The organism is Sphaerothrix gracilis Ecp01 (assembly GCF_030405905.1).
Classification (GTDB): Bacteria; Cyanobacteriota; Cyanobacteriia; order Phormidesmidales; family Phormidesmidaceae; genus Sphaerothrix; species Sphaerothrix gracilis.
The window spans coordinates 1-19,392 of the sequence record NZ_JASATW010000024.1 but is presented as its reverse complement, the minus strand read 5'-3'; the positions used below and the strand labels follow the sequence as shown (position 1 = coordinate 19,392).

Sequence of the window (19,392 nt, the reverse complement as noted above, 5' to 3'; positions counted from 1 at the left end):
TCTGTTTATCGTTGGCTAAATCTGATCCCACAGCACCTGCAGGCCATCTGGCAGGATGGATGAGATTTCTTGCACCCGTTCAGCAGAGAGTTCTTCCCGCGCGGTCAAGAAAACCGCAATGACAACGGCCTCTGACGTCACGTTTTTGGGCACGCCTTTGACGCGGCGTAAGAAGGTTTCAGTATCAATATTGGGAGGGAGTAGAAATCGACTCAAAAACGCCGCGATGGAATTATCACTTTTCCAAAGCTGGGCGATCTCTTCATCAGAAGATGATGATTGAAATTGCCAACCTCCCTCAAAACCTGCGTCGACGCCACCGAGACACAGCCAAGATTACACTAAAGATTACACAATGGCAGAATAGACTATACTTGAGTCGCCATGCTGACCTGATACCAAGTGGTGCAGCGTTTTGACTTTGTAGAGAAATCACTCCAAGTTTAGCCAGGATTGAGGCTAATGCCAAGGCGAATTAATTCTAAATGTTTAGCCTGCGCCCAACTGAGCGCTACCGTTGCGCAACAGCAACACGGCCCCGATGGTGACAGCTGCTGGGACGAAAAAGTCTGTCCTCGCCGCCGCTCCCACTACCGCCACCGCCGCGACAACAACTCCAAACGCCGCGCTCAATACCGGGAGCAGGTGGCCCAGGCCGAAGCCAAAGTTTTGACCGAAATTGAAATTCCGCTGTCGCTGCCCCCCGTAGCTTATCTGTATCTCTACCGCGAGAAGCGCAAGGATGCGCCGCTGCACGCCCTAGCGGCTGCTGTTTGGCAGGGTGATGTTAAAGTTCTAGACGTTAAACCGATTCACTGTGCCGGACTGCGCAATCGTCAAATTCAGGCCTACTTGACCCAGGTTTTAGCCCGTTTAGGCGATCGCTATGGTATCACCAAGTTCGAGCCGGAGATTCGTTTAGAGCCAACTGAATGTCCGATCGCGAACTGTGCGTTGCGGCATAGCCCTACAGAGGGGATAGACCCTACTCATGACTGACACCCAGCCGCTGGAATTGGCCCTAGACGAAGCGATCGCTGCCGCTAGGGTAGCTCCCCAAACGGTCAAACTAGAGGATGTTTGGCAGCAGTTTGCAGCGGCGATCGCTCAGCTTCCTCTGCCTGATCATTTGCGGCTGGGGGCATTACTCATTGCTCAACTAGCCCAGCTCTATGAACTCAAGGCCGGATGGCTCTTGGACGACTGGGAAGATACCTATCACCCTCAAGATCCCATCTTTTCAGACGAAATGCTGCAGGGGCTGGTGCGGCAAAGCCAACAGGTGGATGTCTCCATGTTTACCGAGCCGGTGCGTCGCCGTCGCTCGCGGTCGGATATGCCCAAGCAGTTAGATTCTGTTGCCGATACGGTGGATAAGCAGAAGGTGCTGGCAATGGTGGATCAGATGGATGCTGAAACTGCGGCTCAACAGGCTCTGATGACGGCTCACGCAGAACAGGTTTCTGTTTGGATTAGGGCGATCGCGGTTTGGATGACCCAGCAACAGGTCGCGGAAGTTTCGCTGATGGAACTGCACCAAGCTCTAAACAGACCGCTAATCGAAGTCTGGCTGGGTTTACTGCTGGGCAACTATGCCCTGGAGCAGCGCGGCGAGTTTTATTCACCCGCAGACATTCGGATAAAGCCAGGGCCTAAGTCATCTGACGCTTGATGAGCTAAGTAAACACTCCAGGCTGAGCAGCCAGTTCCTCAAAGCTGCCCTACCCGACCTGCTGCAATCACATAGATGCCATTAGCTGGGTAGCCAATCGTGGTCAGCTACCTGAGTTGAAAGACACAGCTAAATTTCTGGTGGCTCTGAAGACTCCGCAGGGGACGCTTCTAATTCAGCATCTTCATAGAGAACCGCAAACGTCTCGGTAAAATCGACGCTCTTAAGCTGAAAATGGTCGGTTTCCTCTGCCACATAGTATTGCAACACCCAGAGATCAGCTTCATTACGGCGAAAGCATTCTACCCGCTGACGTCGCGTGTTGATCAGCACGTATTCTTCCAGGCTCTCTACCTGCTGGTAGTCCATAAACTTATCGCCCCGGTCGAAGGCTTCGGTAGAGTCAGACAGCACTTCTACAATTAGCTTTGGAAAGCGCTTGTAGTTAGAAGTTTCGCGATCGCGCCCATCACAAGTCACCATCACGTCTGGATAAAAAAAGCGATCGCGCGCTTCAATTCGCACTTTCATGTCGGCAATGTAGACCCGACAGCCGCTGCCTCTGACGTGACTACGGAGGAGAGCAAACAGGTTGCCGGTAATCGTGACGTGAGTATCGCTGGCTCCGGCCATTGCGTAGACCTCACCGGCGATATACTCGTGCTTGATCTGACTTTCGGCTTCTAGCTGGAGATACTCTTCGGCAGAGAGGGCGGGTTGAGGAGAGGCAACCATAGCGAATTAGTACAGATGTCTATGGACTTATTGTAGGTGAATTGTGAGGGGCGATCGCCTCAATGAAAACTGCCGATAAGATTTCGCAGAAAGCTAAGCGTGAAGGTGGTGATAGATATGTTTTGGCTAATTAGAATGAGGGGCTGTTCTATCAGTAATAGAGAAAGGATGAAGAAGAGAGAAACAAATCGATGGGGTCTGAGCGCTTGATACATTGGGACTATTCAGTTGGTATTTAGTTTATTGGTTATTGAAGAGGATGCTTACAGCCGCAGTTATCACGAGCAGCCTGAACCACCGCGATCGCAATTAAGGCAAGGGCTTAGACTAACTCAATGACTCAGCTAGAGCACAGAGCTATCTGGTCGCTCATGGCAGAGCTACCGGGCAATCCAACCCTGAGCGCACATTGCTATGCACAGCAGGATTCGGCATCAGGCCACAGCCATATCTCCTCAGATTCCTCGCTTGGAGAACATGGATGCCTAAGCCAATTTAAACATCAACCAAAAATCGCATAAAGCGAAATTCAGCGGTGCTAATACGGTTTTTAACCGCGATCGCTCGAAACTTTTAAGTCAGTTGGCAAGCGCTGTGGCAGGCAACTGACTGGATGGCGCTCAGCTTCCAGAAGATATCAGCTCTATAGCATTATCTAGAAGCTCAAACCGACTCCACAATTTATCCGTTTCACTGGGCTTAACGACTAACCCTTCAGGTAAGCAATTAGGCTGCGATCGAGAAGTTGCGGTCTAAAGCATTTCTTACCTAAAATTATATGCCAAACATAGAGAGGCTGCAACCCTTATCCTGGGCTAATTTGGCTAATTTTAGTATCCTGAGTCACAAAGCAGAATTTTTTTGGGTAGATTTAACAAATTGAAACATGAGTTTCTGTTTTCTCAGCTATTTGCTATCTGTCTCTAAACTGGTGTTCCCCAAGGGATTTGTAATGGAGAATCTCTACAATGAGACCAATAACCGATAATGAAACCGTTAGTGTTACCTATCAGAATAGTGTTAGTATCTGCTGTCTCTTCATAAATTCCAGTATAAAGCCATCTTCGCTAGGAGATTGTAGATCTTCTGCAAGATTAATGAACTTCAGCGTATAGGGCTTCTCCGGAAAAATAGTACCCGCTAGATGCGGTCTCAGTGCTTACTATCGGCAGCGCTGGGTCAGGTTCATTCTTTTCAGTAATTGCGCCCAAAGCTGACTATTTCCATACATAGTATTGCAGAGAAAATGAGGAGCTTGATCGATATTGTTTTCTGATTTGAACTGGCCAGCCCGATCGGCCACTAGTATTTTTTACAACGGCGGAATATAGTTGTTGCCCTGAGGTTTGTAAAATATCTAAAAGGTTTGAGTATAGCGAGCCTCACGCATAAGCATAGTTTGTATTCTGCCGCAGGAGAATTTAAGTTTAGTGATAAATTTCTTGTCCTCGGCAGTTAGGCGCTCAACTTTTCTGCGATCGCCGCTAAAACATGGTATTGTCGTGGGGCTGAGAAAGAAGGCATGAGCTTGTATTTTTTAGCTTATTGGTAAAATTCATCAATATTATTAGGAGTCTATAATGGCGTCAGAAAATATTAGCAAGGTCGAGAAAAAATTCCTTGAGAAAGTAATGCAAAAGGCGAGTTTGCCTGATATTTACGATGCTAGAGATATTACTTTAGTTGTGTTTCGGACGATGCGAGACATGATGACTACAGAGGCTTCCGATCGCATCCAGGCTTCTTTTTCAGACGAAGAGATTGCCAAGCTTTGGAAAGATGATAACCCCATTGTGGCGCTGCTGAGCAGATTTCGCCCGCCGCTTGAAATCGATACGGAAACTTTTTTACGGCGTGTCAAGCAGGAAGCCGGAGTCCCCAAAAACGTGACTCCCGAAGCCGTTGTCATTGCCGTTTTCTCCACAGCTAGAGAAGAACTGCCTGCCGAGCGGGCCAAAGAGATTTCTCAAATTTTACCGGATGGTCTACAGGTGCTTTGGGAGCAAGTTTAGCTTTGTGCAGCCTTTAGATAGCATTATCTACAGTTCTTCGCTATGAACCCATAAATTTAATGCCGTCTAAACTGGATTTTCCGCTGCAGTCAGCTGTGGACCTAGCCAATCTTTTGCTGCAGGCTTCCTTAACTGCAGGCGATCGCTTTACAGGTTGGTCGCTAGAGGATCGCGATCCGCAGGTAATTGAGCAACTGCTACCTTTTTTTGGCTGGTTCTACGAAAACTATTTTCGGGTGCAGACGGATGGGTGGCAGCATATCCCCCAAGACGAGAAGGTTTTGCTGATTGGCTCCCACAATGGCGGACTGGCCGCCCCCGATACGGTCATGATGACCTATGACTGGTGCCAGCGCTTTGGCTCTGCCCGTCCGGTTTATGCTTTGATGGAGCCGAAAATGTGGCAGGTATTTCCGGGGGTGGCCCGGCTGGCCGCTCAGGTGGGCGCAGTGCAGGCTCGCCCACAGATGGCGATCGCGGCTTTGGAGGCCGGGGCTAACGTGCTGATTTATCCTGGTGGCGTCCAGGATGTCTTTCGGCCCTATTCGCTGCGACACCAGATTCATTTTGGGAATAGTCAGGGATTTATCAAGCTAGCCTTGGACGCAGAAGTCCCCATCGTGCCCCTGATTTCCTATGGGGCACATTCAACCCTGGTGATTTTGGCTGACGTTTACCCGCAGCTGCAACGGCTACACCGGGCGGGAGTGCCCTGGCCGCTGGGCATCGATCCTGGAACCTGTCCGATTTATCTGGGGTTGCCCTGGGGACTCGCTGTCGGCCCCTTACCCAACATTCCCCTGCCCGTGCGCCTGCACACCCGCGTCTGTCCCCCAATTGTCTTTGAGCGCTACGGGCAGCAGGCCGCCCGCGATCGCGACTATGTGCAGCGCTGCTATCACCAAGTTGTTAGCACTATGCAGCGCCAGCTTGACCAGCTAGTTCAGGAAGAAGAGACTAGGGACTGAAGCACCGTCTGCTGCACAGCCGGATCGTTCATCATGAAGGTGTGCCAAACGGGAAGCTGTGCGATCGCGTCAGTGGGTTTTAGCCGGGTTTCACTGAGCGCCACAATGCCGTCGTTCAGCTCGTCTCCGAAGGGACTCAGGAGTCCCCTAGGGCCACCTGTTCCGGCAATGAGCGTGTAGGGGATGTCTAAAGAGGGCAGGGCCATAAAGAAATCGGGACGGCTAAGATTGAAGCCACACTGACCGGAAATCCAGCGGAAGGGCGGTAAGCGCCAGGCAAAAGCAGCTAAGCGTGGCGGTTGATTCGGCGTCCCCAACATGACGATATGTTCTGGCGGCCTGACGCGATGGCGGCTGAGGGCCGCCCGGGTCAATAGCCCTCCCAAAGAATGGGCCACAATGCCGTAGGCTCCCTGACTCGCCAACCGCTGTAGTCTTTGGCACAGCCGCCTGACAATGCTCTCAAAACTTTCGGTGACTGCTAGATAACCAAACTGTTCAGTGGTGTAGCCGCTTCGCTTTAGCTTTAGCTCCAGCGATAAAAGTGAAAGGGGACTGCGGCTCAGACCATGAATTAAAAGTATCTTCATGCTTTAGCAGAGAAGCAATTTTCTCATCGCTGCGATCGCTCAAAGCAGCGCTTTTTATACTTTCAATTATAGATCGAGAGGGGGCAGAAACCGGATTTTTCCCAATCGGAGAACGAAGTTGTTACATCCGATGGACCACCCGGTTTCCAAAGTTAGCTGTGAGCCTAGAAGTCGCCACCGCCTATGGACTCCAGCAGTCCGGCAATGGCAATAACGCTCAAAATACAAACTGCTAGCTTGAGGAAAAAGGGCATCGCCGCTGCTACCAGCGGCTGTGCTAAAGCAGCCGCTCCAAAGGGAACTAGAAACAGACAGGCGGCCATAAATCCAAACGTAATAATAGCTAGTAGCTTTAGGGCGTCACAGGCAATTCTAAACAGCAAATTATGGTGGTTGGCGTGCTTCATAGGAGGCTCTTAGAATACGACAAAGGCAGATAGGCGAGTAGCCAGAAACAGAGGGAGCTGCGCAAAATCTGGTTATCTACCTAAAGCTAATGAGCGAAACAGATAGGCTCAATCGGCTCAACTACAAGTGTTAAACCCTGTCGGCCTAAAACTCTCACTCGCGAATTTTCAGCGATCGCAATGGCACTGTTGCAGCGAGCCTTCCAGCGCGATGCCTGATAGCGAACTCGGCCAAATTCTCCGGGTTCAATTTTATTTTCAACAACTGCTTCGCTGCCGCCACGGGACGCGATCGCATCAATCTCTATCAGTCCCTCATTAACGCCATTCTGATCTGATTTCGGCTCGTCCGATTGCAGCAGAAACCGTAGACCTTGGATAAAGCTAGAGTTTTTCATCTGATGAATTCCTCATGTATCAGACTGGTTTGATACTATGCGAGGAGTCCGGATAAAAACAATAGATTTTTATCTGCAATCTTTTGCAGTTTTCTCAATCAGGAGATTGCATACTTTACCAAAGCTTTGCCAGCTTCATTTTGATGATTGGTAGCAGCAAGTTTGGAGTTTTTAGTAATTTCTATAAAAGTTTTGTTAGCCAAGTAGCCAAAATGGCGCGTTTGCGAAATATTGGTGATGCGGATTTTCTCTAAGTAATGTGAAACAGTTCTGGTTAAAAAGATAAAATATGAGCTTTAGGCATCTCTAAATTCTCAGCAGATCCTAGGCAGAGGATGTGGTGCCTCGGCGAGGGGGTTCACCGGCAGGCGGATTATAATCAGCAAGACTAGCTGTAGTGCAAGCTAGAAGCAAAAACAGAGTTAATCCGGCTAAGGTAAAGGCTTTAATTCTATGAATAGATAGCGCAATCATATTTTTAATATAAGACTATGTTTAAGTTGAACATAACGATCTGAATGATGGAAAGGCCGAATCTTCTAACTTTACGAACCCTTCAAATCCATAGACTAATTATGTCGATAAGATACTCGATGTAGTTGCCTCAACAGGTTGAGGTGCCCAAGTCAGCATACAGAGTGTACCAGTGGGGTGTTTTGCCTGTCGAATAAACTTTCCATGCAGGCTGCTAGCCAATTTTTGACAAAATCGAGTTCCTTCTCCCTCATGAAAAGAAACTATACCTGAGCCATTGTCTGAAACCTTCAAAACGTATTGACTATCTTTGTACCTGCCGGAAACATTCAAGCGTGTTGTGCCCTTAGCGTGTTTCCCAACGTTACAAAGTATTTCCGCTAAAAAGTGACATAATTTACGCTTGAGCTGCAAAGACAGATAGCCTTCATAAATAGGATCAAAGGAGACAGTTCTAACCTGAAGTGATTGAAAACCGGGATAGCTGCAGTTATTTTCTAAAGTAGCTTTATAAACCTCATAAAATAACTCGTGCATGGGATGGCTCAAGTCAATTTTGATATTGCCCTGTAGCAAAACGCTGTCTCTTTTAAGGACGATTTCCTGTCTTAAGTGTTCCCCTAAATCTCGGATTTCAACATTGAGGTTTTCAAGCAGATTCAGTACTTGGAAATTACTTATATTTTTATCTCGAACATGTCTGAGGATATCCGCCAAAGTTTGCAGTGGGCCGCTATGAATTGCCGCAAATGCCCGCTCAACCGTTTGCTGACGCTCATTCTCTAGGGCTGCTAAAGCCTGATCTCGCTCCCGGACGAGAGACTTCCAGGTGCGTTCGCTTTGATAAAAAGCAATATAGGCAATACCGTTGAGTGATACGGCCATAAAGGCCGGAAAGACGGGCAGCCACAGCCCAGAGTGAAAAAGAATTAGATAGCTAATACCGAGAACGCAAATATTGACCAGTCCTAAACATAAAAATCCGTTGACCGTAGAGGCAAAGAGTTTACCCACTAAAATACCGGCAGCTCCTAAGCCGACAATAAAGCCATACTCAACAATAGAGCCGTATCTAACTAATGTGCTCAACGTCCAAAACAAAGGTCTTGAGTCTAGAACCGCGCTGAGAATTTGGCTAGTAGCGTGGGCTTGAATCTCAATGCCAAAAATGCGATCGCTGGTATCTGTCTCATTCTCAGTTTGGTTGAAGGCTCCGCTCACGTTTTGTAATACCTGATCAGCAATATCAGAAATCCGATAGATAAAAGCGGCTGTGTCAGCCTCGGTTTTATCACTGGGAGCATAGGGTTCGTCGCCAGAGTTCTGAAAAATGCTGCGGGCTACTACCGTTTCGATGGTGCGGGCTGTGCGGTAGTCGGTATTGCCAATAATAATCAAGCGGCCTTGAATGAGATCCTGTACTCTATCCTCATCAATTTCCTGACTCATGAGCTGAGAAGCAGAAATAAACTCAAAGGCTTTAGCACCGCTTCTAAAATTGATGAGAGTTTGTACTTGTCCATCTAGGCGATCGCCAAAGTAGCCGCCAGCCCCAAATTTGAGTCTGGGAATTTCTGTGTCGCCAAATCTGATCGCTTTGGTATCGCGTTTACCATTCTCAGCGACTAAGCCCTGCTGTCTTAAATAAAGGCTAGACAGCTTTAGGGCAAAGGATTCATAAAATATATCTTCCTCTTGCTCATTTTTGAGCAACACGCCTAGATAAGAACGTCTGACTTTGCCATCAGCCGCATCCGTGGGAAAGTCGTTAAAGCCAATTCTGCGCTCAACAAAGTAGGGTTGTAGTTCTGGTGGCGGGCCTATAGCGCTAGGTTCAAACAGCTTTTGAACCCCTACTAGATTTCGCCGCTGTTGAAACAGCTTGATCAGTTCAGCTCTATCTGTTTTTTGTTCGTTTTCACTACGGGGCTTATCAATAAAAAAATCAAGCCCAACGACGGCTGGTTCAGACTCGAAAATAGTGTTGATGAGCTCGACTATTCTTTGATCGGTGAGATAGGATTCTTGCTCAGAAATCTCAAGTCCATCCGGATTAGTATAGTGTTCATCAATACCAATAATGGTAATTCTAGAATCGGTAGCTTCTTGTAGCCGATATTCTAAAAATAAATCTAAGAAAAATAGCTCGGAACTCTCTAAAAGACCAACAGCCCTAGCAATTACAATTAAGCCGACAATGGCAAGGCCAATGCGCCATCTCATCAGTCTGGCGATGATAACCTCTCGCAGCGTAGCTGGCTTTTGCGATCGCTCAATCGATGAGGCCATTGCTTCTCGCTAGATTACAGCTTAAAACCCGCAAATTCTTGCCATCGCCTTTGACATCTTCTGGATAGATACCTAAGACATCATAGATTTTTGTCCAGTAGTGCCGAATGGTTCCTTCTGAGACATTAATTTGTTGAGCAATTGATCTATCCTGCAGGCCATCTTCACAGGCAAAAGCCAGAATTTTCAACCATTCTGGTTTAACTTCTAGACCAGCCTGTAGCCCACGAATGTCTTTAGTATGGGTATAGCCCTTGAGGGCACAGTCAAAGCGCTCAAAAATTTCTTGAGTTGAACATCGGCCTTTGTCAATTACGGTGAAGCCGCCCTGATGATTATCAATATCGGGCTTGATGCGGCAGAGAGCGGAAACGAAAGAGCTTTGCACAGCTAAATTTTGTTCGGGATAGCGCTTCATGATTTTTTTCAGCAAATCTACGCCCGTATCTAATTTGGTGAGATCGTTTTCTTTTTCAGGAATTTGTAAATCTAAAATAATCAAGTCAGGGCGATATTGGAAAATTTCCTTTAAGGCTTTTTCCTCGGTATCGACAGCCCTTGTTTCCAAATCAGAGTAAAACTGCTTGAGAATACTGAGAGTTCCTTCTAAAACGACCGGATGATCCTCAACCACTAAAACTTTCAGCTTTGCTAAGTCAGGTGTCATTGTGCTGCTTTAGAACAGTCTCCGAGCGCTAAATGCCTTTTAAGCCCAGACTTCTACCTAAACCTATTTTCGCGGTCAGGTCAATCTTGAAAACTGCAAAGCCTTTTACACAAAAGTCGAGTCTTTGCGGCTAGTCTTCTGGCCAACGTTGAGAAACTGGAACTGCAGTTGTAGAAAAGTTCTCAGCTCAAATAGGTTCAGCGGTGTCGGCTCTGTAGAGATTAGCAATTTGTTGCGGTTTGTTGGTGCGGAGTTGTGCTTACTATACCGTTTCTACTAGACCCTAGCCTGAAGCAGCTTCTCTTGTCTGCTATTCCTAAGGTGTTGGGGTAGTTGCGGTGAACAAGCTCTGTCCTGTCAGATATATAAGTCAATGTCATCTCTGAGGTGTAAGTTTCTGCCCATGCGCTATTCCGCAAAGCTATTCACTCTGGTGGCAATGACAGTAGTGTGGATGCCCGCTATTGCAGTGGCAGAGCTTTCTCAGGAACGAGGGAGATTGGCACCGCGATCGCTAGCACCTGACGCGCTAACCCGGAAGCCTGAGAAAACCCTAGCGCCGAAGACGAAGGTTTTGGCCGATCCGCAGCAGCTCAAGCAGAGTCGTGATGAGGCGGGGCCACTGCTGGAGGTGACGGGGGCGCTTGAACCGGGGGATGCTGTTTTTACTAGCGACGACAGCCTCTATGACGTTTATACCTTTGAAGCAGCAGCGGGGCAGGCGGTCGTTATTACGCTAGAAAGCACTGAGTTTGATGCCTATCTGCTGCTGCAGGACAGCCAAGGGCAAACAATTTTTCGCAATGATGATATCGGCGACGGCGATCGCAACTCGCAAATTGCGGTGGTGCTGTCGCAGGGAGGTGTGTATCAGGCGATCGCTAATAGCTATGAAGACACGGGGCAGGGCAGCTATCGGCTGACGGTGAAACCTGTGCAGCCGGATGATCCAATTATCAGAAAATTTGAGGCGGATGAACTAAATCGTCAGGGCTTACAGCGACTCAATACATCGCAGTATTCAGAGGCTTTGGAGCTGTTTGAGCGATCACTGGCAATTTATCAAGCAATTGGCGATCGCCGTGGTGAAGGAACTTCGCTCAATAACGTGGGGCGTGTCTATGACAGTCTAGGACAGTATGCAGAAGCCCTAGACTACTACCAGCGCTCACTGGCGATTCGTCAAGAGATTGGCGATCGCCGTGGTGAAGGAACTTCGCTTAATAACGTGGGGGGTATCTATTACAGCTTGGGACAGTATGCAGAAGCCCTAGACTACTACCAGCGCTCACTGGCTATCGCTCAAGAGATTGGCGATCGCCGCGGTGAAGGAACTTCGCTTAATAACGTGGGGCGTGTCTATGACAGCTTGGGACAGTATGCAGAAGCCCTAGACTACTACCAGCGCTCACTGGCTATCGCTCAAGAGATTGGCGATCGCCGTGGTGAAGGAACTTCGCTTAATAACGTGGGGTTTGTCTATTCCGGTCTAGGACAATATGCAGAAGCCCTAGACTACTACCAGCGCTCACTGGCTATCGCTCAAGAGATTGGCGATCGCCGCGGTGAAGGAACTTCGCTTAATAACGTGGGGCGTGTCTATGACAGCTTGGGACAGTATGCAGAAGCCCTAGACTACTACCAGCGCTCACTGGCTATCGCTCAAGAGATTGGCGATCGCCGTGGTGAAGGAACTTTGCTTAATAACGTGGGGAGTGTCTATGACAGCCTAGGACAATATGCAGAAGCCCTAGACTACTACCAGCGCTCATTGTCGATTCTTCAAGAGATTGGCGATCGCCGCAGTGAAGGAGCTTCGCTTAATAATGTAGGGAGTGTCTATGACCGACTAGGACAGTATGCAGAAGCCCTAGACTACTACCAGCGCTCACTGGCCATTCTTCAAGAGATTGGCGATCGCCGTGGTGAAGGAATTTCGCTCAGTAACGTGGGGCTTGTCTATAACAGTTTAGGACAGTATGCAGAAGCCCTAGACTACTATCAGCGCTCACTGGCTATCGCTCAAGAGATTGGCGATCGCCGTGGTGAAGGAATTTCGCTCAATAATGTAGGGAGTGTCTATGACCGACTAGGACAGTATGCAGAAGCCCTAGACTACTACCAGCGCTCACTGGCGATTCGTCAAGAGATTGGCGATCGCGGTGGTGAAGGAACTTCGCTTAATAACGCGGGGAGTGTCTATGACAGTTTGGGACAATATGCAGAAGCCCTAGACTACTACCAGCGCTCACTGGCGATTCGTCAAGAGATTGGCGATCGCCGCGGTGAAGGAACTTCGCTCAATAACGTAGGAAGTATCTATGACCGACTAGGACAGTATGCAGAAGCCCTAGACTACTACCAGCGCTCACTGGTTATCGCTCAAGAGATTGGCGATCGCCGTGGTGAAGGAAATTCGCTTAATAACGCGGGGAGTGTCTATGACAGATTGGGACAATATGCAGAAGCCCTAGACTACTACCAGCGCTCACTGACGATTCGTCAAGAGATTGGCGATCGCCGCGGTGAAGGAAATTCGCTTAACAACGTGGGGCTTGTCTACGACAGCCTAGGACAGTATGCAGAAGCCCTAGACTACTACCAGCGCTCACTGGTTATCGCTCAAGAGATTGGCGATCGCCGCGGTGAAGGAACTTCGCTTAGTAACGTGGGGAGTGTCTATGACAGCCTAGGACAATATGCAGAAGCCCTAGACTACTACCAGCGCTCACTGGCGATTCGTCAAGAGATTGGCGATCGCCGCGGTGAAGGAATTTCGCTCAATAACGTGGGGGGTGTCTATTCCGGTTTAGGACAATATGCAGAAGCCCTAGACTACTACCAGCGCTCATTGTCGATTCGTCAAGAGATTGGCGATCGCGGTGGTGAAGGAACTTCGCTTAATAACGTGGGGCATGTCTATGACAGATTGGGACAGTATGCAGAAGCCCTAGACTACTACCAGCGCTCACTGGCGATTCTTCAAGAGATTGGCGATCGCGGTGGTGAGGCCATAACGCTTAATAACATTGGTAGTACGCTCGAAAATCAAAGCCAGTTAGAGTTGGCAATCGTCTTTCATAAACAATCCGTCAACGTGTATGAGTCCATTCGCGGTGGCTTAGGCACGCTTGATACAGATCTGCAATCCTCCTATACAGACTCCATCGCCGACAGCTATCGCTCCCTCGCCGATCTCTTGCTGCAACAAAACCGTATCCTCGAAGCCCAGCGTGTTCTCGACTTGCTGAAAGTTCAAGAACTAGACGAATATCTGCGCGACGTGCGCGGCAACAGCAATACTCAAACTGGCGTAGACTATCTGCGCCCTGAAGCCACTATCCTCGCCCGCTATGAAGAAAGACAGCAATCGGCGATCGCTCTAGGCCAAGAACTCGAAACGCTCAAAGACATTGCTGAAGACCAGCGCAGCACCGCCCAAAATCAGCGAATTGCTCAGCTCACTGACCTACTAGCTGAAATCAACAGCAGCTTTGGCGAGTTCACTCGCAGCCCCGAAATTCGTGCCCTGCTTGAGCAGCTCAGCTACGAAGCCAGAGAAGCCAGCGTCAATCTCGACCAGCTCAGTCGTCAGCGAGATGAACTGCAACAGCTCAATGCCGCCATCTTCTATCCGCTGATTCTAGAAGACCGCTTAGAGCTAGTGATCACCACGCCCGACTCACCCCCGCTGCGACGCACCGTCCCCGTCACCAAAGCCGAACTCAACGAGGCCATTCTCGCCTTTCGCCAAGCTTTGACCCGACCCGGTTCAGACATAGAAGCCTCAGCCCAGCAGCTCTACGACTGGCTAGTCCGGCCCCTAGAAGACGACTTAGCTGCCGCCGGAGTCGAAACCATCATCTATGCCCCGGATGGTCAGCTCCGCTACATTCCCCTGGCCGCGCTGCACGATGGCAATCAGTGGCTGACTCAGCGCTACCGGGTGAACAACATCACCGCCGCCTCCCTGACTGACCTGACCAAAGCTGACGCTGCTCAGCCCCGCATTCTCGCCGCCGCCTACACCGATGAAACCCTGGTACACACCCCAGAGGTCAACGGTACGTCCTACACCTTTACAGGACTCCCCGGTGCCGGCTTAGAAGTAGAAACGCTGCCCGCTGAGAGAACATTTCTCAATCAGGCGTTTAGCCTATCAGCCGTGCGGCCCATAATGGATGAGTACACCGTGCTGCATCTGGCTACTCATGCCGCTTTTGTCCCCGGTGTACCAGAGGATTCGTTCATTCTTTTTGGCAATGGCGACACGCCTACGCTGCGAGATATCGAAGGCTGGACGCTCAATGGAGTTGATCTAGTGGTGCTGAGTGCTTGTGAAACCGGAGTAGGTGGACTGGGCAATGGCGAAGAGATTTTGGGTCTGGGCTACACGTTTCAGACCAGGGGCGCGAAAGCCGTGCTATCGTCCCTGTGGCAGGTAAGCGATCAGGGCACTCAGGTTCTAATGACTGCTTTTTACAACGCTCTCGGTCAAGGCATGACGAAAGCTGAAGCATTGCAACAGGCCCAAGTTGCGCTGATTACAGGTGATTTCTCAGCGATAGGTGCAGCGCGGGCGAGTATCGGCATTGTCAATCGGCAAACCGGAGAAGCGTTTACCGCCGAAAACCTGGATCATCCCTACTACTGGGCACCGTTTATTTTGATTGGTAACGGCCTGTAGGTTTAGTTAAGCCTCTAGCTGACTTACTCAATATGTTTAGGGCGTCGCTAGCCATTTCAGCTTGATCTGCTTGCCGTGATAGCGCTTTTTCACCTTGTCGCCCTCTCGCCAAAACTCATACCAGTAGGGGCCATGCAGATCTCCAGCCGCGCATTTGCAGTTGGCCTTGCCGCACTTCACCCCCTGAAGCAGAAAGCAAGACTTGCCGATATGCCGCCGCTCAATGGCACTTTCGCTACCGGGCGGCTGCCAGTCCTCAGCCGATTGTTGGTCAGCCGCATCGACCTGTCGCCGCAGCCAAGCCAGTAAACGTCTTTGCTCTGCTAGATCCCAGCGGGCGATTTCTTGGCGGGCAGCGGCCTGTGTCCATTGGCGTGAGGAAGACATTTTCTTAGGTAACAAACTCTTCTGTTCAGTGTACTAGAAATGTTACCTAAGAAAAACATTCTGCCCTGCAAGCGTAAATTCGCAGGCGCGATCGCCCTAGCGGGCCGTTTATCAAGCAGGCATCGACCCTGCGATCGCCCAACGATAAGCTCTCCTTGCTACTTCAATTAAAAATACTCACACCATTGTGGTTCAAACCGGGGAGTTTATGTAGTAGATTAAACTCAATGGTTCTACTATTAAATATAGATTTGTGTCTATTGAATCTGGATAGCCTTTTTTCAACTCAGGGAGATGCCCCTAGAGGTAGTCGCATCTCCCTGAGTGACATCTAAGCCCAAGCTCCACCTCGCAAGACCATTACCAATTCACTGAACTTGAATGGTTTGACCATGCAACTTACTAACAGAATTAATTTCCGCAATTTACGCGGCGACATTTTTGGCGGCGTCACCGCTGCCGTCATCGCCCTGCCAATGGCCCTCGCCTTTGGGGTAGCCTCTGGTGCAGGAGCTGCCTCCGGCCTGTGGGGGGCTGTTTTGGTAGGCTTTTTTGCGGCCCTATTTGGCGGGACGCCCACGCTCATTTCTGAACCCACTGGCCCGATGACGGTGGTGATGACCGCAGTTATCGCCAATCTAACCGCCTCTAATCCTGAGGACGGCCTAGCAATGGCGTTTACCGTCGTCATGATGGCAGGGGTATTTCAAATTATTTTCGGCTCACTGCGCCTGGGCCGATACGTGACAATGATGCCCTACACCGTGATTTCGGGCTTTATGTCCGGCATCGGCATCATTCTGGTGATTCTGCAGCTGGCTCCGTTTTTAGGCCAGCCCAGCCCTCCCGGTGGCGTAGTCGGCACGTTGCAGGCGATTCCTGAACTACTGGCCAATATTCAGCCAGCCGAGACTGCCTTGGCGGTTATCACAGTGGCCATCATCTGGTTTATGCCCGCTAAATTTAAGCGGATAATTCCCCCCCAGCTTGTTGCCCTAATTGCGGGTACGGTACTATCGCTCATTCTGTTTCCGGGACTCGATATTCGCCGCATTGGCGAAATTTCGGCAGGCTTTCCGGCCATCCAAGTGCCAACTTTTGGCTTGGATCAGCTCCAGCTCATGTTTGTGGATGCGGCAGTTTTAGGCATGTTGGGCTGTATTGATGCCCTGCTGACTTCGTTAGTGGCCGATAGTCTGACCCGCACCGAGCACAATTCTAATAAAGAGCTGATTGGCCAAGGCTTAGGCAACCTGATGTCAGGTCTATTTGGCGGGATTGCCGGGGCCGGGGCCACGATGGGAACGGTGGTCAATATTCAAACTGGGGGCCGAACAGCGCTGTCTGGTTTAGTCCGGGCTGGGGTCTTGCTGGTGGTAATTCTTGGAGCGGCTAATCTAGCGGCGACGATTCCCCTAGCGGTTTTAGCTGGAATTGCCCTAAAAGTGGGTATCGATATTATTGACTGGGGCTTTTTGAAGCGGGCCCATGAAATCTCGATCAAAGGCTCCCTGATCATGTACGGGGTGATCTTGCTGACGGTGTTAGTGGATCTGATTGCCGCTGTGGGAATTGGTGTCTTTGTCGCGAACATTCTGACAATTGACCGTCTGAGTCAGCTTCGAGCCGAGTCGGTTAAAGCGATTACCGATGCTGATGATGCCATTTTGCTGGAACCCGATGAAAAGCGCTGGCTAGATGAGGCTAACGGTCGAGTACTGCTGTTTCAGCTTAGCGGCCCCATGATCTTTGGCGTAGCCAAGGCGATCGCCCGTGAACACAATGCTATCCGTGACTGTGACGCCATTGTCTTTGATTTGAGCAATGTGCCTCACCTAGGCGTCACCGCTTCCCTCACCTTGGAAAATGCCGTTCAAGAAGCGGTTGAGAAAGAGCGTCAGGTCTTTATTGTGGGAGCTTCTGGACAAACCAAGCGCCGTCTAGAGAAGCTCAAAGTGTTCAGCCTGGTTCCCCCAGATCACCTATATATGGATCGCGCAGCGGCTTTAAGAGATGCCGTAGCCACTGTCTTTCCGGACTTAAATCAGCTAGCCTCCGAACCGGGTTCCTCTGTCCCACCGCAACGGAGGGTTTAGACCATGCCCTGGTTGATACTGCTGTCACTGGCTTTGATTTTGACCAGCTTAGGCCGGTATTTGACGCAGGCAGATGAGGTTTACGCGATCGCTGTCTACAGTGCCGGAATCCTAAGTGCTCTCTGGGGCTTGGCGATCGCTCCCAGCACTCTCTTACTCAGTATCAGCATTGTGGCATTTGGCTGGTTGCAAATGAGTTCCCTGGCAAGCGAATGAGCCTGTTTGATGACTCGGTATGTTGCTTTTTGGAGAATATTGTTATGCAGTTGGAGATAACTTCGGGCTTGTTAGCCGATTGGATTGATGTGTGGCCGTCGCCCCCCTGGGTTCTAGCGGCCACCCCCGAAGCGGACTATGCTTCGTTTGTGATTACGGGCGTCTTGCTAAGCCTGATTGTGGTGTATCTAGCCAGCAAGCTGGGGGGCGAGTTCTCTAAGCGGCTAAATTTGCCGCCGGTTTTAGGAGAGCTTATTGGCGGCGTTCTGGTCGGTGTTTCAGCCTTGCACTTGCTCCTCTTCCCAGAAAACGGGGTGGCCACAGATTCCGCCATCATCAGCATTTTGCAGCAGTTCGGTCAGCTAGATGCCGCCGCTGTGACCCACATCTTCCAGAGTCAAAGCGAGGTAATTTCTGTCTTAGCTGAGCTAGGCGTCATCGTACTCCTGTTTGAAATTGGCTTAGAGTCAGACCTGCGAGAGTTGGGCAAGGTTGGCTATCAGGCAGCAGTTGTAGCAGTAGTCGGCGTGGCGGCTCCTTTCATCTTGGGTACGGTGGGGCTAGTGACGCTATTTCATGTGGCGGTGATTCCGGCCATTTTTGCCGGGGCAGCGCTAACGGCGACCAGCATCGGCATTACCTCTAAAGTCTTGTCAGAATTAGGACAGCTTAAGTCAACGGAAGGTCAAATTATTGTCGGCGCGGCAGTGATCGACGACGTCCTCGGCATCATTGTGCTAGCTGTTGTCGCCAGTTTAGCCAAAACCGGCGAGGTAGATTTGCTGAATGTGGTCTATCTCATCATCAGCGCCAGTGCCTTCCTACTGGGAGCTATTCTGCTCGGTAAGTTCTTTAATCAAAGCTTTGTGGCGATCGCTGATAAGCTGCAAACGCGCGGTGCCCTGCTGATTCCGGCCTTTACGTTTGCCTTAGTGATGGCGGTGCTTGCCAATATTATCCATTTAGAGGCAATTTTAGGCGCTTTCGCTGCTGGTCTGGTGCTGGATGAAACCGATAAGCGTAAGGAGTTAGATCAGCAGGTGATGCCGATTGCCGATCTGCTGGTGCCCATTTTCTTTGTGACCGTAGGGGCCAAGGCTGACCTCAGCGTTTTGAATCCGGCAGTGGCGGAAAACAGAGCCGGTTTGATTATTGCGGCCTTCCTGATTGTGGTGGCAATTGTGGGCAAAATCGTCACAGGCTGGGCCGTGTTTGGTCAGCCCGATGTCAATCGTCTAGCCGTTGGCGTCGGCATGATTCCGCGCGGGGAAGTAGGCTTAGTTTTTGCTGGAATTGGCTCTGCCAGCGGCGTGTTGGATCGCCCCTTAGAAGCCGCTATCATCGTCATGGTGATTTTGACCACCTTTCTGGCACCGCCCTTACTGCAATTTTCTCTCAAAGACCAGTCGGAAGCAGTGCTTGCCGAAGAGGTCACGCTGTCTACCTCTAAATGATTCGTCAATGCCCTGCCTGTAGCTTCAGGGCTTGAGCAGTCAGGATTGTTTCTGAACCTGAGCTTTTACAAATTTGACCTTACCCCGAAAAAGCGCAGATTTTCTCTGTGGCTCATTCTGTAAAGAATGTCTTGTTTTTTGGGGTAAGGTTACTTTCTTTAATTCATCAGGACTTACGCATTGACAAAATCGACAAAACTAAGATTCAAGCGGTCCTACCCATCAGAGGTGCTTGAAGTATGAACTGGCGAGCGACGTCCTGATAGAGATGACGTTGGAGCTCATACCAATTGCCTAACTGCTGGTGCCAGACTTGCAACTCCAACTCGACAAAGGCCCG

General features: G+C 50.0%; 16 protein-coding genes and 1 pseudogene. 8 read left to right on the top strand and 9 right to left on the bottom strand.

The annotated features are described in order from the left end of the window. Positions 1-15: 15 nt before the first annotated feature. Positions 16-258: a DUF2267 domain-containing protein gene (locus tag QJQ48_RS21645; protein WP_346293376.1), complete on the bottom strand. Its 243-nt coding sequence runs from the start codon at positions 256-258 to the stop codon at positions 16-18. Positions 259-462: 204 nt separating this feature from the next. Between QJQ48_RS21645 and QJQ48_RS21640 the strand changes: the two genes are divergently transcribed. After that, positions 463-999: a hypothetical protein gene (locus QJQ48_RS21640; RefSeq protein ID WP_346293330.1), complete on the top strand. Its 537-nt coding sequence runs from the start codon at positions 463-465 to the stop codon at positions 997-999. Continuing rightward, complete coding sequence (locus QJQ48_RS21635) at positions 992-1,672, top strand: hypothetical protein (RefSeq protein WP_346293329.1); 681 nt, start codon at positions 992-994, stop codon at positions 1,670-1,672. The genes QJQ48_RS21640 and QJQ48_RS21635 overlap by 8 nt, the downstream gene beginning before the upstream one ends. Positions 1,673-1,801: 129 nt before the next feature. Here the strand turns inward: QJQ48_RS21635 and QJQ48_RS21630 are convergent, their stop codons facing one another. Further along, entirely contained in the window at positions 1,802-2,407 is a 606-nt protein-coding gene (locus tag QJQ48_RS21630; RefSeq protein WP_346293328.1) for a Uma2 family endonuclease, read from the bottom strand. Between the two features lie 1,580 nt (positions 2,408-3,987). Here QJQ48_RS21630 and QJQ48_RS21625 point away from each other — a divergent pair. Both QJQ48_RS21625 and QJQ48_RS21620 read left to right on the top strand, forming a co-directional pair. Beyond that, positions 3,988-4,419 (top strand): DUF2267 domain-containing protein, encoded by a 432-nt coding sequence (locus QJQ48_RS21625; protein ID WP_346293327.1) that lies wholly within the window; start codon positions 3,988-3,990, stop codon positions 4,417-4,419. 59 nt (positions 4,420-4,478) lie between these two features. Then, positions 4,479-5,387 (top strand): lysophospholipid acyltransferase family protein, encoded by a 909-nt coding sequence (locus tag QJQ48_RS21620; protein WP_346293326.1) that lies wholly within the window; start codon positions 4,479-4,481, stop codon positions 5,385-5,387. Here QJQ48_RS21620 and QJQ48_RS21615 read toward each other — a convergent pair. From QJQ48_RS21615 to QJQ48_RS21595, 5 genes are all read right to left on the bottom strand, one after another. Further along, positions 5,363-5,977, bottom strand: a complete 615-nt coding sequence (locus QJQ48_RS21615; RefSeq protein ID WP_346293325.1) for an esterase/lipase family protein — start codon at positions 5,975-5,977, stop codon at positions 5,363-5,365. The two genes, QJQ48_RS21620 and QJQ48_RS21615, sit on opposite strands and share 25 nt — an antisense overlap. Positions 5,978-6,141: 164 nt before the next feature. Beyond that, entirely contained in the window at positions 6,142-6,384 is a 243-nt protein-coding gene (locus QJQ48_RS21610) for a hypothetical protein (protein WP_346293324.1), read from the bottom strand. 86 nt (positions 6,385-6,470) lie between these two features. Beyond that, positions 6,471-6,782 carry an NfeD family protein gene (locus tag QJQ48_RS21605; protein ID WP_346293323.1) on the bottom strand — a complete coding sequence of 104 codons (312 nt, stop codon included), beginning with the start codon at positions 6,780-6,782 and terminating at the stop codon, positions 6,471-6,473. A 573-nt stretch (positions 6,783-7,355) separates the two neighbouring features. Next, positions 7,356-9,545 (bottom strand): CHASE2 domain-containing protein, encoded by a 2,190-nt coding sequence (locus QJQ48_RS21600; protein WP_346293322.1) that lies wholly within the window; start codon positions 9,543-9,545, stop codon positions 7,356-7,358. Beyond that, positions 9,529-10,212 (bottom strand): response regulator, encoded by a 684-nt coding sequence (locus QJQ48_RS21595; protein ID WP_346293321.1) that lies wholly within the window; start codon positions 10,210-10,212, stop codon positions 9,529-9,531. Before QJQ48_RS21595 ends, QJQ48_RS21600 begins: the two co-directional genes overlap by 17 nt. A gap of 403 nt (positions 10,213-10,615) precedes the next feature. Between QJQ48_RS21595 and QJQ48_RS21590 the strand changes: the two genes are divergently transcribed. Next, positions 10,616-14,899, top strand: coding sequence for a tetratricopeptide repeat protein (locus tag QJQ48_RS21590; protein ID WP_346293320.1), 4,284 nt, complete (start codon positions 10,616-10,618; stop codon positions 14,897-14,899). 36 nt (positions 14,900-14,935) lie between these two features. On the opposite strand, the gene QJQ48_RS21585 is transcribed toward QJQ48_RS21590, so the two are convergent. Next, on the bottom strand, positions 14,936-15,286 hold the full coding sequence (locus QJQ48_RS21585; RefSeq protein ID WP_346293319.1) for a DUF6788 family protein: 351 nt from the start codon (positions 15,284-15,286) through the stop codon (positions 14,936-14,938). Positions 15,287-15,678: 392 nt separating this feature from the next. Between QJQ48_RS21585 and bicA the strand changes: the two genes are divergently transcribed. From bicA to QJQ48_RS21570, 3 genes are read left to right on the top strand one after another with little or no spacing between them, the layout of a single operon-like run. Then, positions 15,679-17,382, top strand: coding sequence for a bicarbonate transporter BicA (gene bicA / locus QJQ48_RS21580; RefSeq protein ID WP_346293318.1), 1,704 nt, complete (start codon positions 15,679-15,681; stop codon positions 17,380-17,382). Between the two features lie 3 nt (positions 17,383-17,385). Continuing rightward, on the top strand, positions 17,386-17,598 hold the full coding sequence (locus QJQ48_RS21575) for a hypothetical protein (RefSeq protein WP_346293317.1): 213 nt from the start codon (positions 17,386-17,388) through the stop codon (positions 17,596-17,598). Positions 17,599-17,642: 44 nt separating this feature from the next. After that, positions 17,643-19,052, top strand: a complete 1,410-nt coding sequence (locus QJQ48_RS21570; RefSeq protein WP_346293316.1) for a cation:proton antiporter — start codon at positions 17,643-17,645, stop codon at positions 19,050-19,052. A 205-nt stretch (positions 19,053-19,257) separates the two neighbouring features. Here QJQ48_RS21570 and QJQ48_RS21565 read toward each other — a convergent pair. Beyond that, a pseudogene (locus QJQ48_RS21565) lies at positions 19,258-19,392 on the bottom strand (IS701 family transposase); the annotation flags it as partial.